The organism is Mesobacillus sp. ABV4_180 (assembly GCF_056158485.1).
This window is the reverse complement of sequence record NZ_JBSWTJ010000001.1, coordinates 4,050,260-4,066,130: the sequence shown is the minus strand read 5'-3', so window position 1 is coordinate 4,066,130 and position 15,871 is coordinate 4,050,260. Positions and strand designations below refer to the sequence as shown.

General features: G+C 44.9%; 12 protein-coding genes and 1 riboswitch. Of the genes, 5 read left to right on the top strand and 7 right to left on the bottom strand.

All coding sequences use genetic code 11. The annotated features are described in order from the left end of the window. The first annotated feature begins 1 nt into the window (after window position 1). Window positions 2-826, top strand: a complete 825-nt coding sequence (locus tag ACXAEA_RS20685; RefSeq protein ID WP_475097726.1) for a CheR family methyltransferase — start codon at window positions 2-4, stop codon at window positions 824-826. A 93-nt stretch (window positions 827-919) separates the two neighbouring features. Here the strand turns inward: ACXAEA_RS20685 and ACXAEA_RS20680 are convergent, their stop codons facing one another. Continuing rightward, window positions 920-2,062 (bottom strand): PP2C family protein-serine/threonine phosphatase, encoded by a 1,143-nt coding sequence (locus tag ACXAEA_RS20680; RefSeq protein WP_475097725.1) that lies wholly within the window; start codon window positions 2,060-2,062, stop codon window positions 920-922. A 328-nt stretch (window positions 2,063-2,390) separates the two neighbouring features. On the opposite strand from ACXAEA_RS20680, the gene ACXAEA_RS20675 reads away from it, so the two are divergent. After that, window positions 2,391-4,586 carry a beta-propeller domain-containing protein gene (locus tag ACXAEA_RS20675; protein WP_475097724.1) on the top strand — a complete coding sequence of 732 codons (2,196 nt, stop codon included), beginning with the start codon at window positions 2,391-2,393 and terminating at the stop codon, window positions 4,584-4,586. A gap of 39 nt (window positions 4,587-4,625) precedes the next feature. Here ACXAEA_RS20675 and ACXAEA_RS20670 read toward each other — a convergent pair whose 3' ends face one another. The 5 genes from ACXAEA_RS20670 to ACXAEA_RS20650 all read right to left on the bottom strand — a co-directional run bounded on the left by ACXAEA_RS20670 (window position 4,626) and on the right by ACXAEA_RS20650 (window position 10,553). Continuing rightward, window positions 4,626-5,048 (bottom strand): VOC family protein, encoded by a 423-nt coding sequence (locus ACXAEA_RS20670; protein ID WP_475097723.1) that lies wholly within the window; start codon window positions 5,046-5,048, stop codon window positions 4,626-4,628. A gap of 167 nt (window positions 5,049-5,215) precedes the next feature. Continuing rightward, complete coding sequence (locus tag ACXAEA_RS20665) at window positions 5,216-6,562, bottom strand: GntP family permease (protein ID WP_475097722.1); 1,347 nt, start codon at window positions 6,560-6,562, stop codon at window positions 5,216-5,218. 232 nt (window positions 6,563-6,794) lie between these two features. Then, entirely contained in the window at window positions 6,795-8,330 is a 1,536-nt protein-coding gene (gene gntK / locus ACXAEA_RS20660) for a gluconokinase (RefSeq protein ID WP_475097721.1), read from the bottom strand. Next, on the bottom strand, window positions 8,323-9,051 hold the full coding sequence (locus ACXAEA_RS20655) for a GntR family transcriptional regulator (protein ID WP_475097720.1): 729 nt from the start codon (window positions 9,049-9,051) through the stop codon (window positions 8,323-8,325). The genes gntK and ACXAEA_RS20655 overlap by 8 nt, the downstream gene beginning before the upstream one ends. Before the next feature lie 596 nt (window positions 9,052-9,647). After that, on the bottom strand, window positions 9,648-10,553 hold the full coding sequence (locus tag ACXAEA_RS20650; protein WP_475097719.1) for a nuclease-related domain-containing protein: 906 nt from the start codon (window positions 10,551-10,553) through the stop codon (window positions 9,648-9,650). Window positions 10,554-10,663: 110 nt separating this feature from the next. Beyond that, window positions 10,664-10,840: riboswitch (Lysine riboswitch) on the top strand. A gap of 159 nt (window positions 10,841-10,999) precedes the next feature. Here ACXAEA_RS20650 and ACXAEA_RS20645 point away from each other — a divergent pair. From ACXAEA_RS20645 to ACXAEA_RS20635, 3 genes are all read left to right on the top strand, one after another. Next, window positions 11,000-12,619, top strand: coding sequence for an amidohydrolase (locus ACXAEA_RS20645; RefSeq protein ID WP_475097718.1), 1,620 nt, complete (start codon window positions 11,000-11,002; stop codon window positions 12,617-12,619). 228 nt (window positions 12,620-12,847) lie between these two features. Beyond that, window positions 12,848-14,575 carry a methyl-accepting chemotaxis protein gene (locus ACXAEA_RS20640; RefSeq protein WP_475097717.1) on the top strand — a complete coding sequence of 576 codons (1,728 nt, stop codon included), beginning with the start codon at window positions 12,848-12,850 and terminating at the stop codon, window positions 14,573-14,575. A 158-nt stretch (window positions 14,576-14,733) separates the two neighbouring features. Next, window positions 14,734-14,928 carry a hypothetical protein gene (locus ACXAEA_RS20635; RefSeq protein ID WP_475097716.1) on the top strand — a complete coding sequence of 65 codons (195 nt, stop codon included), beginning with the start codon at window positions 14,734-14,736 and terminating at the stop codon, window positions 14,926-14,928. Between the two features lie 48 nt (window positions 14,929-14,976). Here ACXAEA_RS20635 and ACXAEA_RS20630 read toward each other — a convergent pair whose 3' ends face one another. Continuing rightward, complete coding sequence (locus ACXAEA_RS20630) at window positions 14,977-15,771, bottom strand: alpha/beta fold hydrolase (RefSeq protein WP_475097715.1); 795 nt, start codon at window positions 15,769-15,771, stop codon at window positions 14,977-14,979. Window positions 15,772-15,871 lie beyond the last annotated feature (100 nt).

Below are 15,871 nucleotides of genomic sequence, written 5' to 3'. Positions count from 1 at the left end.
AGTGAACAAAGAAGATTTAGAACTTGAGTTGCTTTTGCTGGCCGTCTATCGCCTTTCTGGCTATGATTTCAGGAATTATATGCGTTCCTCCATCAAGAGAAGAGTCACTTCAAGGATGAATGCTGAAAAATTGATAAGCATTACGAGTCTTACTGAAAAATTGATCCATGATGAGAGGGTGTTAACCGACATCCTCAAAGATTTTTCAATCAATGTGACAGAAATGTTCAGGGATCCGAGCTTCTTCAAAGCGCTGCGCGAGGAAGTGATCCCTCTGTTGAAGGACCTTCCGGAAATCCGAATCTGGCATGCCGGTTGTTCGACTGGGGAAGAGGCCTACTCGATGGCGATTTTAATCGAGGAGGAAGGCCTTGCAGACCGAACTAAGATTTATGCGACCGACATGAATGAAACCGTGCTGAAGAAAGCGGAATACGGTGTCATGCCACTGCATAAAATGCAAGCCTATACGAAGAACTATATTCAGGCTGGAGGGACGAAGTCGTTCTCGGAGTATTACATTGCTGACAGTGAAGCGGCACATCTCAATCCTTCTTTAAAAAGAAACATGGTATTTGCCCAGCATAATCTCGTGACAGATGGCTCCTTAAATGAATTCCATCTCATCATTTGCCGGAACGTGCTGATATACTTCAATCTGCAATTGCAGCAGCAAGTCTTCCGTTTGTTCGACGAAAGCCTGAGCCACGGAGGCTTCCTCGGGCTCGGAACGAAGGAAACCGCGCGAACAGACCAGGGATTCCTGGAAGCATTCAATTCAAAAGAGAAAATTTACCGCAAAAAAAGCAGAAATCCATGGGTATAGGATTTCTGCTTTTTTTTTGAGGATGAAAAGATGATCTTGCTCCAGCCCTTGTCCAAGGCACTGGAGCTTTTTGATTTAGGCTGAATGTCTTTTTTAAGTTGCCTGGATCAGCACGATGCACATATCATCTGTTCCGGATTCCTTTTGTTCAGGGGTCAGGATCAAATCAAGCGGTGCATGATTTTCTGCACAATCGAGTAAGGTCATTGCTTTTTCTTTTAAAAATTCAGTACCGGCCTGCTCGTACTTATCGATGGCTTCATGGACACCATCGGTACAAATCAGGATTTGTAGTGATTCAGAATAAGTGATCGTTTTCTTATTCGTATGTATATCGGGAAAAAATCCTACAGCGCATGTATTGCTTTTCAGCTCAGCGACGTGGTTTCCGTCAATCAATGCGTGTGCCGTAGGATGGCCGGCATTGATGTATTCGATTTTTCGCTCAGCCGTATCAAGCGTCAAATAAAGCGCAGTAAAGTAATATGGGATTTTTTGATTATACAGATTAAGCGAGTTCATCCAGCGATTCAGCTCTCCAATCACGTATTCCGGATCAGGATTTGACCTGATCGAGTCACGCAGGACGGAGGAAATGAACATGCATACAAGCGAAGAAGAAATGCCATGCCCCATCATGTCGAGCTGGATGGCTGCATAACGGTGTTCATCGATTTTATGCCAGTAATACAAATCTCCAGCAAGCTTGAAGGCTGGAAGATAGGAAGCTTTGATCATCAAATTTTCTGTTTGGACCGGCTGGCTTAATAAGCTTGTTTGCACCTGCATGGAAAGCTCAAGCTCATTGACAATTTTCTCTTCCTGCTTTTTGTGCCAGTCTTTTTCATATTTTAGCCTTAACGCGACGCGGATTCTGGCAAGCAGCTCCGTTTTCTTGATTGGCTTCATTAAATAGTCCATCCCGCCGGCATCCAGTGCCTCAACGACCTTGGAGGTATCCTCCAAAGCAGTCACAAAGATGACAGGAATATCTTTTATGTGGGGCATTTCCTGGAGAATCCGGCAAGCCTCGATCCCATCCACCTCGGGCATCATGATATCCATCAAAATGACATCCACCTGCTCTGCGACGATATAAGAATTATCCGATTCCAGGTAGGCAAACATGTCGTTCGCCGATGTAAAAGAAAGAAGGTCGGTATAGCCCTCCCTGCTCAATAACTTTTCAATCACAAATAAATTTGCTTCATTATCATCCACAATCAGGATTGCCATTTATATTCCCTCGCTCAAAGACTCATTTCACAACATATCTTTATACCCATCATAACATGAGCTTTAAACATTCCGGAAAGGAGAAGCGTTGATTGGAGGAAAACTTAATTGGAAAAATGGAGAAAATCACAGTGGATTTCCAGTTCGCTATAATAATTATTTTTTCGCTATAAAAATAGGATTTTCGCTATAAAGCCTATTTTTTTGCTATAAAAATAAATTTTTGCTATGAAAAATCCTAAAGAACAATAAATGTAAATTTTTTCTTTTAAATAATGAAACGTGGAATGAAAAACCCCGTCTAATTTTTCAAAGGGGCTGAAAATGGATGAAAAAATGGTGGATTTTAAGTGGTTTGTTGCTCATTGCATTAGTAAGTGCGGCTGTGTATTCTTTTTCCCAGTTCAAAGTGGTGAATGCCTGGGAGGGAGAGCAGGTGGTCCTGCCAAACAAAGTGTGGAAGCTACAGTTTTCCGAAAAAATTTCTAAAGAAAGTCTCGACGCCGATTTGATTTATGTGACCGATGACAAGGGACAGAAGCTGGACACGAAGCTGGAGCTGGGTGATGACCATAAAACCATTTACATCCATCCTCCAGAAAACGGATATGGCCTCAAATCAAAAGAGTATACGGTTCAATTTAAAAAAGGCATTCAATCTGCCCTGGGCAGGGAGCTGAACTCAGCGCACAGCTGGAAGTTTCTTGTGAAAGAAACACTTCCGGTCGTGGGCTCGCAGGAAAAGCTTGCGGGTTATTTTGAACAAATCATCAAGGATGAGGAAAAGTCCCGCGGCTGGTTTAGGGGGTTGAAGGAGTCAATCTCCGTACGGGATGGCGCGATGGAGGAATCAAAATCTTCTGCCGATAAGTCTGCAGGTGGCGGCGATGTCTCGCAGACGAATGTCCAAGTCCAGGGTGTTGATGAGGCAGATATCGTCAAAACCGATGGTCAAAGTATTTTCCAGGCTGAGCAGGATCGTGTGCGGATCATTGAGGCGGTGCCTGGCGCACAGATGAAACTGCTGGCGACGATTCGTTTCAAGGAGAATTTCTCCCCATATCAGCTGTTCCTTGAGGATGAAAAACTCGTCGTCATCGGCTATCAGTATCATGATTTTGCACGCCCATATGACGAGGTCGCCAAAGATGCGAAAATTGCACCGATGACCCAGTCAACGAAAGTAATTGTCTACAATGTTAAAAATCCTGCCGAGCCTAAGATGATTCGTGAAGTCGAGCTTGAAGGCGGCTATGTATCATCTCGGAAGGTTGAGAATAACGTGTATCTGATCACCCAGCATTACCCAGATTTTTGGCTGCTGAAGGAAAATCGGGACATTGATATCAGGCCGAAATATTCCGACACGGCTTTCGATTCTAAGGAAAAAACGATTGGTTATGACGATATTCATTATTTTCCTGAGTCACGCGAGCCGAACTATACGATGATCGCTGCGCTCGATCTTGACCAGCCGAAAAAGGAAGCCAAGATTACCACATATTTAGGAAGCGGCCGCCAGCTTTATATGTCCAAGGAAAATCTCTACCTGGCTGTTGAAAACTATGGTCAGATGGAAATGGAAGACCGCGGCGTGATCGCTCCGGATACCGATGTCCATAAATTCGCGATCAGCGGGATGGATGTAAAGTACCATAGCTCCGCAACCGTACCAGGAACAGTGCTGAACCAGTTTTCGATGGATGAGCACAATGGCTATTTCCGTCTCGTAACGACAAAAGGGTACGCATGGGATGAGAAGAGGCCATCTTCCAACCACCTCTACATTCTCGATAAAAATTTGAAAGAAACCGGGAAGATAGAGGGATTGGCGAGAGGCGAAAGGATTTACTCAGCAAGGTTCATGGGAGACCGTATTTACATGGTTACTTTTAAAGAAACAGATCCGCTGTTTGTATTTGATGCTAGCGACCCAGCAAACCCTAAGGTGCTCGGCGAGCTGAAAATCCCTGGCTTCAGCAATTACCTGCATCCTTATGATGAAAACCATATCATCGGATTCGGCCAGGATACTAAGATCGTCGCGGAAAAAGGATCCACACAACCGCGCATTCTCACCGATGGAGTGAAAATTTCCTTGTTCGATGTCAGCGACATGTCCAATCCAAAAGAGAAATTCACTGAAATCATTGGCGGCAGAGGAACGTACTCACAACTGAATCACGATCATAAGGCACTTCTTTTTAATAAAAATAAAGACATTTTCGCCTTCCCGATTTCGGTTTATCAGAACAGCGAGGAGAACGAATACGAGCAGATTTTTGAATACCAGGGTGCTTACATCTATGGCGTAGACCCAGCGAGCGGTTTCAAACTGAAGTCAAAAATCACCCATATTGACGGTGACATGCCTTATTACGAAGAATGGGAAAAACAAATCCAGCGACTGCTCTACATCGGCGACACCATGTACGCCATTTCACCAGCCAAAGTAACCAGCCATAAAATGGGCAGTTATGAGAAGGTTGGGGAATTGAAGTTTGGTGAAATAGAGAGAAAGTAATAATAAAAGGCCCTTCCAATGCTGGAGGGCCTTTTGGTGTTAAATGCCTCCTAACCCTGAAGAATTCTGCAGCACAATTCTCCAGCCATCCGGGTCTGCAATCGTCACGCCGGCATTTTTCCAATAGGGATTTTCAGGCTCTGCCTCGGGATAGCCCATTTCATGCAGCTGCCGGGCAATGGAGTCGCGACGTTCTTTGTCAGGAATATAAAAGACTAATAGATTGTCTTCGGTTGGAGCGGGGCAGGGGCTGCCGTTTTCATGCTGTGTGAATTCCAGATGATAGCCCACATCAGGGAGACCGAGCATTACCCCGTCATATCCATCATGCTTTTCAAATGAACCAACGACTTCAAGTCCAAGACCGTCGCGGTAAAATTCAACGACTTTTTCTAATTGATCCGTTGGCCTCGCAATCCTGAATTGAACGGCAGGCATTTTATCTGACCAGATTTTTTTCATAAAAACCACCTCTTGAATTTATTTTACATAGGAAGAAAATAAGTATATTCAGAGAAAAGATGGATTATTTCTACGACTTTAGTTGTAAATATGAAAAAGGTCAGCCCATCAATCGAAGGGCTGACCTCTCTTTTTGTAAATGCTAGTTCAAATTTTTGATTCAATTATTAAACGAACAGGCTAAGCAATAGCACAAAACCTAATCCAGCAACGGAAATGATTGTTTCGAGCAACGTCCATGTTGCGAATGTTTCTTTCATGCTCAGGCCGAAGTATTCCTTGAACATCCAGAAGCCTGCGTCGTTTACGTGTGAAGCGATCAAGCTTCCTGCGCCTGTTGCAAGTACAACAAGTGCAAGGTTCACGTCAGTCTGGCCAAGCATTGGGATGACCAAACCAGCCGTTGTTAATGCCGCAACCGTTGCAGAACCAAGAGCGATACGCAGGATGGCTGCGATGATCCATGCAAGCAGAATTGGAGACAGAGCAGTGTCCTTGAACAGTTCAGCTACATAGTCACCAACGCCGCCCGTGATCAATACCTGTTTGAAGGCGCCGCCTCCACCCACGATCAATAGCATCATACCAATATGTGAGATAGCTGTTACACAAGAGTCCATAACTGTCTTGATTGGAATATTACGTGCCAATCCCATTGAATAAACTGCGAATAATAGAGATAGAAGCATGGATGTACCAGCATCACCGATGAATCGGATGGCTTCTAGGAAACTATTATCTTCGAATCCTAATGTTTTTTGCAATAACGTGATGATTGTTGCGATTGACATCAAAATAACCGGAAGCAATGCTGTGAAAACACTGACGCCGAAGCCAGGAGTGTCCTCAAGTTTGAACGTTTTTTGCTCACCTAGTGAGGCAATGCTGCCCATTTTATTGAATGATTCAGGTACAAGTTTTTTAGCAATCTTCGTAAATACAGGTCCTGCAAGGATAACGGTTGGAATTGCAATGATAAAACCATATAGTAAAACTTCACCAATATTTGCGCCGAATTCACCAGCGATAACAGTCGGTCCCGGGTGAGGAGGCAGGAAGCCGTGAGTTACAGATAAAGCAGCTGTCATCGGAATACCAAGATACAAAATCGAAATCTTCAATTCTCTTGAAATCGCAAATACGATTGGAATTAATAGAACTAATCCTACTTCGAAGAATAGAGCCACACCGATAATGAACGAAGCCACAACGACCGCCCACTGGATGTTCTTTTCACCAAATTTGTTCACAAGCGTCATCGCAATACGCTGCGCGCCGCCCGAATCCGCGATCAATTTGCCCAGCATCGCGCCAAGTCCAAAAATAAGTGCCAAGTGTCCAAGAGTTCCGCCTAATCCCGCTTCAATCGTTTTAACGATTTCAGGTAACGGAATCCCAAGCGCTAAAGCAACACCAAATGAAACGATGATTAATGAAATGAATGTGTTCAATTTTAAGCCCATGATCAATAAAAGTAAGGCTAAGATACCAATTGCTACAATAACCAATGGCATTGTAATTTCCCCCTAAGATGTGTATTATATTGTGCCCGCATAGAGCAGGGTGTTTCTTTTTTAAAATAAAGCGCTAACATTTTTGATGAAGGGATGAAGTGCATCCCTTAATTGAATTACAATTTTGCAAAGGGATAAAGTGCATCCCTTAAATGAATTACAATTTTAGCAAAGGGATAAAGTGCAACCCTTATTGAATTACCATTTTTGCAAAGGGAAGAAGAACATCCCCTTACTTAATCAAGCTTCTTTGATAGTTTGCGATTCTTGAATAATCTTTTTCAAGAGCACGCGATAAGCTGATAAAGATTGGCACGAGCTGCCTGTATTCCTTTGCCGCTTCTTCATTCGGCGTGTGCTTGTGTGTGCTGCCGATCATCTCGGAAGCCACTTCGAAAGAATCGATTCTTCCTGTTGCATAGAGTCCGAGGATGCAAGCGCCAAGGCAAGAGCTTTCATAGCTTTCAGGCACGACCACCTCGAGATCGAAAATATCTGACATCATTTGACGCCACACATCTGATCTTGCAAAACCGCCGGTAGCCTGGATTCTTGCAACCGGGCTTTCCATTGCTTCGGTTAATGCTAAAAAGACGGTATATAAGTTGAAAATGACACCTTCGAGTGCAGCGCGGATCATGTGCTCTTTTTTATGGGACATCGTCAATCCGAAGAAGGAGCCGCGGACATCAGGATTCCATAATGGAGCCCGTTCGCCTGCGAGGTATGGATGGAACAACAGCCCTTCCGAACCTGGTCTGACGCGCTCAGCGATTTTCGTTAAGACATTGTATGGGTCAATTCCTAAACGCTTTGCAGTCTCGACTTCCGATGATGCAATTTCATCGCGGATCCAGCGAAGGACCATCCCGCCATTATTGACAGGCCCGCCAATCACCCAGTGATTTTCAGTCAGGGCGTAGCAGAATATCCGTCCTTTTTCATCGGTTTGCGGCTGGTCGATGATCGTACGGATTGCACCGCTTGTTCCGATGGTGACCGCGATTTCGCCTTTGCCAATCGCATTGACGCCGAGGTTGGAAAGGACACCGTCACTTGCGCCGATGACGAAAGGAGTTTCTGGATCAATCCCAATTTGCTTCGCGATTTCTTGATTGCAGTTCGTGAAGGTCGTTGTTGTTGGTACAAGTTCGGATAAGTGATTTTTCGTGATTCCCGCAATTTGCAGGGCTTCTTCATCCCAATCCAGATTCTTGAGATTCATCATCCCCATCGCTGACGCAAGCGAGTGGTCAACCACATACTGGTCAAAGAACTTTTTAAAAATGAATTCCTTGATGCCGATGTATTTTTTCGCTTTTGTGGCGATTTCGGGACGCTCGTTCACGATCCAGGCGATCTTGCTCAACGGTGACATCGGATGGATCGGCGTTCCTGTGCGCTTATAAATTTCGTGTCCATTCAGTTCAGTTTTGATTTTATGCGCCCATGCTTCACTGCGGTTATCTGCCCATGTGATGCATGGTGTAAGCGGCTCGTCATTTTCATCAATCGCGATGACACTGTGCATCGCACTGCTGAATGAGATGAATGCCAGCTTTTTTTGCTGGTGGTGCTTCATGATTTTTGTGATGGCCGTCAGGACCGCCATGTAAATTTCTTCAGGGTCTTGCTCAGCTGTTGAAATATCCGGAGTGAAAAGAGGGTAGCCAATGTTTTCCTGCTGGATGACCTCGCCTTTTTCACTGAAAAGAACAGCCTTCGTACTAGTCGTACCGATGTCGACCCCTAACATATATTCAGTCACTTTTCTCCACTCCCTTGGAAAGCGTTTGCTGCGATATCCAAAGGTCTTCAACTTTACCTTGAACATCATCAAAATTTTGGTGTAAGGATTTAATCATCAGGTCGCGATTCTTCGTTTTGATGGCTTCAATATAAAGCTCATGGTTTTCGATAATGCGCTCGAAATCCTCGTACTTCTCCTCGATCCTTACTCTCATCGATAAAAGAATGAAAGCTTCCATCACGGGTTTCGTGTTATCCCAGATCATCTTGATGTAGGAATGGTTGATGGCCCGGATGATCGTTTCGTGGAAAAGCACATCCTGCAAGCTGAACTCGTCGGCATCCTTGTACTTGATGGCGATTTTCATCATTTCGAGGATTTTGCTCAACTCGAGCACCAAGTTGGTTGTATCTATTTTGATAAGTCGTTCAAAAACGAATGATTCAATCAATAAACGGACATCATAAATCTCTTCGATATCCTTTTCTGTAAGGCCGATTACAACAGCGCCCATTCTTTCCAAGCGAATCAGGTTTTCTGCTGAGAGGATTTTAAGCGCTTCACGGATGGGTGAGCGACTTACGTTGAAATCCGCAGCCAGTTTATTTTCCGAAAGGATGGCACCGCTTTCAATCAACCCCGAAATAATCTGCATCCGCAGCTCACTCGCCACACGGTCACCAGTCGAAGCCTTCGAAAGCCATTTTTGCGGATAAAGAAATTCCCTTTTTTCCGTCATTGCTACACCTTCTTCGTTAATCAAGTATACTTGTATACAAGTATTATAAAACGTACTGAGAAAATTGCAAGCGTTTTCTACTTTGATTATTTTGCCAAATTGAATTGGTTTCATTCGGGAAGGGGAATTTGAAAGGATTTCTGTCGCAGAACGTAAGGAGCTGCACCCGAAATAGGAAACACACGAGGAATTCGGTCGCAGAACGTAAGGAGCTGCGCCCGAAAAAGAGAACTCGCCAGGAATTCGGTCGCAGAACGTAAGGAGCTGCGCCCGAGTAAGAGAACTCGCCAGGAATTCGGTCGCAGAACGTGAGGAGCTGCGCCCGAAAAAGAGAACTCGTCAGGAATTCGGTCGCAGAACGTGAGGAGCTGCGCCCGAAAAAGAGAACTCGTCAGGCATTCGGTCACAGAACTTGAGGAGCTGCGCCCGAAAAAGAGAACTCGCCAGGAATTCGGTCGCAGAACGTAAGGAGCTGCGCCCGAAAAAGAGAACTCGCCAGGAATTCGGTCGCAGAACGTGAAAGGTTGTTCTCGTTAAAAAACATCCGCAAAGATTGCGGACGCTAAATGAGAGTTACTTGGTTTGGATCCGTTTTACTATTCGTAATAACGCCTATTAAAGTCACCTTGATAGGAAAGGTTTTCTTTTAAGATTCTCCTAAGTGCTTTCTGGGACGAGATACCCCCTATCCAATTATAGATTTCTTTTGTTGTCACCTTAGTATCTGGAAAGAGTATTTGATAGTCCTTAACCATTCGTAATACTGTGGATTCAATATTCTCTGTATTTCCACAATGACTGCAAAAAGATTTATTTCTACCTAAATTACTCATAAACTCCCCGCATCCATCACAAATAACCCCCTTCCTCAACCTATCAAAATCATACCCCGGCACTCTGCTAAACGGCGATTTCTTAATATGCAAGGCCAATAGAGCCTCGGCCAGTTTGGTGTGCTTGTTTGTTAATTTTGAAGAGGTCCGGTTCATCTTATCCATGAAGCGGTTCAGCTGATTCGGCAAAATTATGGGTGATTTTAATGGTGCTTGCAGTAGGGCGAATTCAGGGTTGATGAACACGAGGTGGGGTTCGAGAGGGATGTAAATGCCCAGATTCTTCAGCAGTTGTTTTAGCAGTAACTCTGCCCGATTTAGCTGATGAAGAGGGTTTTTGATTTCAGCACCTGCAGCGGTCTTGAATTTGTCTCCATCCAGATAATAGTCTCCTTCTAGATTTTTTACTTCAAAAAGGTGCAGCCGGTCTTGCGTGATCACGAAGGAGTCGATTTGAAAAAGAGTGCCATTCACTTCAAGGAGCAGGTCGTTGATAATGAGGCTTTCAACTCTATGATTGGTAAACCAATGGTCGAATTGCACTTCTCCTTCATAGCCTTTTTCGAGCGTGTAGAGGTTTTGCGCATCTTTATCTTGCAGTTCCATTCGAGGCTTGAGGGCTTGCAGGATTACTAATTCTTCTGGTTTGGTTCGTTCTTTTAAAATCATATTCCACTTCCTTTCTTCTTTCATTTTAAAAAAGTAACGCATAAAAATCAGTGAACATTCTTGGACATTTTATGATAGTATTAAGCTAATTTCATAGGATCTTATCAGATCGGTGAGGTAGAGGCGCGAATGACATGAGTAATCCATCGGAGTATGACATCGTTGATGACGGATGAAAGGGTTGTTTGCCGAAGCGTATTAAAGGTCAGACTTAATATTGCTGGGATGCTTTCTGAAAAGGAGCAGACTGTCATGCTTGAATTTGTGCATGGAGAACTACTGATCGAAACGAGGATAACGTATATTGTAAAAAGCAATGATAGGTTATTTTCTATCATTGCTTTTTTGCATGCTAGAGCTACTCCACTATCCCCTTCTATCAAACTCCAACATCCGCGCATGGGCCTCTCCTAGCTTTTCATTTTTTTTAAAAGGGGAGAATCTTCTTGAGAACCATCTATAAAAATGGAACCATCTATACATTCAATCCGCTCAAGCCAATGGTACAGGCGGTCGTCATCGAGCATGGACGATTCATCGATATGGGAACGTCTGCTGATATGGTGCTGCAATGGGGCAGCCAGGCGCAGGTCATTGATTTGGAAGGAAAGACAGCTACTCCAGGTTTAATAGATAGTCACCTGCACTTATCCATCATGGCGGATAGTTTTATCAATCTCGATTTTGCTGCCATTACTTCAAAGCATGAGATGCTGGCAAAAATCCAGGAAAAAGCAAGGCAGCTTGAGCCAGGGGAATGGATCGTCGGCAGCAGCTGGGATGAGAATCTTTTTACAGACGGGGGAATTCCGACGATTGCGGAGCTGGATTATGTGGCACCTGCCAACCCGTTGTTTTTATCAAGGACATGCCTGCACGCGGCGATCGTCAATAGCAAGGCATTGGAAGCGAGTCGCTATCATCCGGGAATCTCTGTTCCGGAGGGCGGCACGATTGTATTGGATGAAATCACGAAGCAGCCCACTGGACTGTTCCTTGAATCAGCATCGAACCTGATCAGGCAGCATATTCCTGAGAGGTCTTATGACGATTGGAAGAAAGCGATGCGCCAGACGATGTACTACGCGATGAGCAAGGGGTTAACGAGTGTGCATACGAATGATCCGCTTTATCTCGGTGGTCTCGATAAAACCTGGAATCTTTTTAATGAACTGTTAAACGGGGAACAGCTGGGTCTGCGCAGCAATCTCTTGATCAACCATGAGTTTTTAGCGGATTTAAAAGCAGCCGGAATGTATACAGGCTATGGCAATGACACGCTGCAAATTGGCGCAGTCAAGATTTTTGCCGATGGGGCGTTTGGGCGGAGGACTGCGCTTTTATCTGAAGAATACAGCGATGCACCCGGTCATTACGGCGATGCCATGTATGACCAGGAGCAGCTATTTGAGATTGTTAAAGGAGCAAGGGAGCTTGATATGCCGATTGCAGTTCACACGATTGGCGACAAGGCACTTGAAAATGTTCTCGACGTGCTGGACCAGTTTCCGGCTGCATCTTACCGTGACAGGCTGATTCATGCGCAGGTTTTACGGGAGGAATTGATTCCGCGGCTAAAAGGGCCGAACAGGATTGCTGATATCCAGCCTCGTTTTATCGCGAGTGACTTCCCGTGGGTTCAGGAGCGCCTTGGCGAACAGCGGATCAAGCTTTCCTACGCCTGGAAGACAATGATGGAAGCCGGCGTCATTTGTGCTGGTGGCTCCGATGCACCGGTCGAACCAGTCGACCCGATTCTCGGGATCCATGCCGCAGTAACGCGCAAAAAGCCAGGAGAAATGCACGAAGGCTATGTGCCAGAACAAAAGCTGCCGATGGTAGATGTATTCCGCCTGTTCACCGAACTCGGAGCATACCCAACGAATGAAGAGACACTAAAAGGCACGATTGCTAGAGGTAAATTAGCCGACATGACCGTTTACTCAGCAAATCCATTCCAGATGTCAAATCCAGATGAACTCCTATCCATGAACATCGAAATGACCATCATAGGCGGCGAAATCAAATATCGGAAACACAGGGACGGTTCTTCTGTTTCCGTTTGAAAGCACTGAAACACAGGGACGGTTCTTCTGTTTCCTTTCGGAAGCGCGACACCGTCCTTTTTATTTCCCTGAGACACAGGGAATCTTCTTCTGCTTCAATTTGGTAGCGCGAGACCCGTCCTTTTTATTTTTATGGCTAAAGTCCTAAAATTTTCTGAAATTAAACCGAAATAGATAGTAAGAGAAGAAACGGTAATTTACTCTATTGCTGGACAGGAGAGCGGAAAAATGAAATTCAAGAAGAGATTCGCAAGAAAATCACAGATGAAGTTCAGTGTTCGAGCCAAATTATTGGCGGGCTTTTTTTCGGTTTTGGCTTTGTTGGCAGTTGTGGCAATCATCACGAATTTTCAGTTTAACAACATGAATAGCCAGTATTCATCGTCTATTAATGACCGGATGGAAAAGCTGAATCTGATTGTGGAGATGAAGGATGCCATCATGAAGGAGCAGCTGGCGCTTCAAAAGTATATGGCAAATGGTGATGGTGAAAGCCTGATTGAATTTGAGGGTGCGGTAGAAGCTTTTGCCAAAAGCTCAAAGGAGTATTTGAGCACAACGAAATCCGCTGAGGGGAAAAAGGTAGGAGAGAACCTTGTGGCTGCTGAGGCAGAGTATTATAAGGTCGCTTCAGAGGCGTTTACTTTAATTCGGGATGAAGAAACGGTCAAGGTTCGGCTATTGATGCAGAAAGAAGGGAATCAGCTGATCTTTGACTTGAATTCCGCAGCGGAAGATGCTATTGAGTATCAGCAAGATGCGCTGAATTCTACGAGTGAGACGCTTTCTGGCAATGTACAGAAAGTAGCCTTGCTCATCATTGCGCTCAGTGTAGCTGCTTTTGTCATTGGAATCGTGATTGCTACTTATATCAGCAGGATGATTTCAAAGCCTGTCCAGCTTGTATCGCAGGCGGCAAAGCAATTGGCTGGCGGGAACCTGGCTATTGAAAAAATCAATGTGAAGAATAACGATGAGATTGGCCAGTTAGCAACGGATTTCAATGAAATGACGACCAACTTGAGGAATTTGATTTTTCAGGTTAGCAGTACCTCGGAGCAGGTTGCGGCATCAGCTGAAGAAATGATGGCAAGTGCCGACCAGACGAATTCTGCTACGAACCAGGTAGCGACAGCAATCCAGGAAGTCGCAGGCGGTGCAGAGCTCCAAAGCAAGAACACGGAAGAAAGCGCGAAGGCAGTAGGAGAGATGGCGGGGGGAATCCAGCGGGTTGCAGTCACGACATCCACTGTCGCAGAGTCTGCAGCTGATACGACGAAACAGGCAATGCTCGGACATGAATCTCTGGAAAAAGTCATTGAGAAGATGAAGGCGATCAATCAAACGACAGGTGAAACGAATGCCGTCATCAAGGATTTGGATCGTAAATCGGCGGAAATCGGAAAAATTATTGAAGTCATCACAGGGATCGCTGACCAGACGAATTTGCTTGCCTTGAACGCAGCGATTGAAGCTGCAAGAGCAGGGGAGCATGGAAAAGGATTCGCGGTGGTCGCGGATGAAGTACGGAAGCTGGCCGAGCTTTCAAGGCAATCAGCCAGCCAGATCTCTGGCCTGATAGAAGTCATTCAAAAAGAAACCCACCAGGTCGTGGAAATGATGAACAAAGGCACAGCTGAAATTTCTGAGGGCACCTTATTGGTAGAAGACACAGGACGGACCTTTGACGAAATTTTAAAATCGATTGAGAATGTAAGCTCGGAAATCCAGGAGGTTTCCGCTATCTCTGAAGAAATGTCGGCAAGCGTCCAGCAGGTGAACGCCTCCATTGAAGAAGTGACCAAAATCGCCCGGGATTCTGTGGCAAGCACATCAGAAATTGCCTCTGCAACGGAAGAGCAATTAGCTTCGATGGAAGAAGTAGCCTCTTCATCAGCATCACTCGCGAGACTGGCAGAAAACCTGAGAGAAATGGTAGCGAAGTTCAAGATTTAAATTGCGAGGAAGCACGGTTTCATATCGTGCTTCTTTTTTTATGCCTGACTTTCGCACACCCATAAATGCTCAATCAAGGCACATTAGCCCAAGCCAAACCCGTGATAAACGCATATAAAATTAGTGAATACAAAAAAGAGAAGAGGGAGGTAAGCCGTATGCATGCATACAGACATCCTTATCGTTCACGGGATCAGAGGTTTTTCGGTTTTGGGTTTGGGCTTCCGTTTTTAGGTGGATTGGCCGGGGGATTATTAGGAAGTGCTTTATTTTATCCGCGTCCTTATTATGGGTACCCACCATACCCGCCATATCCTTGCTGCCCGCCAAGACCGTATCCGTATTACTATTAAAAAGCTAAACAAAGGGGGAGTAAGCCAGACGGCTCACTCCCCATTTTTTTAACTGATATTCATTTTTTTGATCTGATGCTTACTCATGAAATCGAGAGAAAGCTGGTTGAATTCATCCGCTTTTTCTATATTGCAAACGTGGCCGCAGTGCTCCAGGATGACTAACTCTGAGCTTGTATCCCCTCTCAGGTCATCTGCAAGTTCTTTCACAAACATATGGTCCTCAGCTCCTGAGATATAGAACTTTGGGACATCTTCACTGATTTCCTGGACATTGCTGTATGTGGCTTCGACATCTCCGGCCAGGTGATACCATGCAAGGAAATTTTTCCTTTTCATTTTATAGGCTTCCTGGATGAAAAATCGCCTTGAGTCTTTATGGTTGTCCTTTGGCATCAGGATCAATGCCAAAATGCGATAAAGCCACATAAACGGGATGAAATCTTTTACCCACCAGGCCAATTTGATCAGCGATTTAGCGAAAAGATTCAGCCTCGTAATAGCGCCGCCAAGCACAGCGGATCTCACACGCTCGGGTTCCGTCTGCAGCAGGTGGTGGACGATGATTGTTCCGAGTGAAATGCCTACGAAATGGGCTTTCCTGATCGAGAGATGATCCAATGTTTTCACAATCTCCGAGACAATCATATCAAACGAGAAACTTCCTTTATATGAATCAATATCAGGCGAATTCCCATGCCCAGGCATGTTGATCGCCAGGATGTTGTATTTTTTAAGAAACGGTTTTAGTTGCTTGTAAAAGATATTGGAGCTCCCGCCAATTCCGTGCAGCAACACAATGTACTCCGAGCCGCGGCCCTTATATAACTTGTAATCTAGCATCCGATTCTCCTTAGGCGTTCATGAGGTGATACTTAATGATACCCTTGATGCTTTGACTAGTAAACTAAAAGGAGATGGTAAAAATAACGGCAGGCACCAT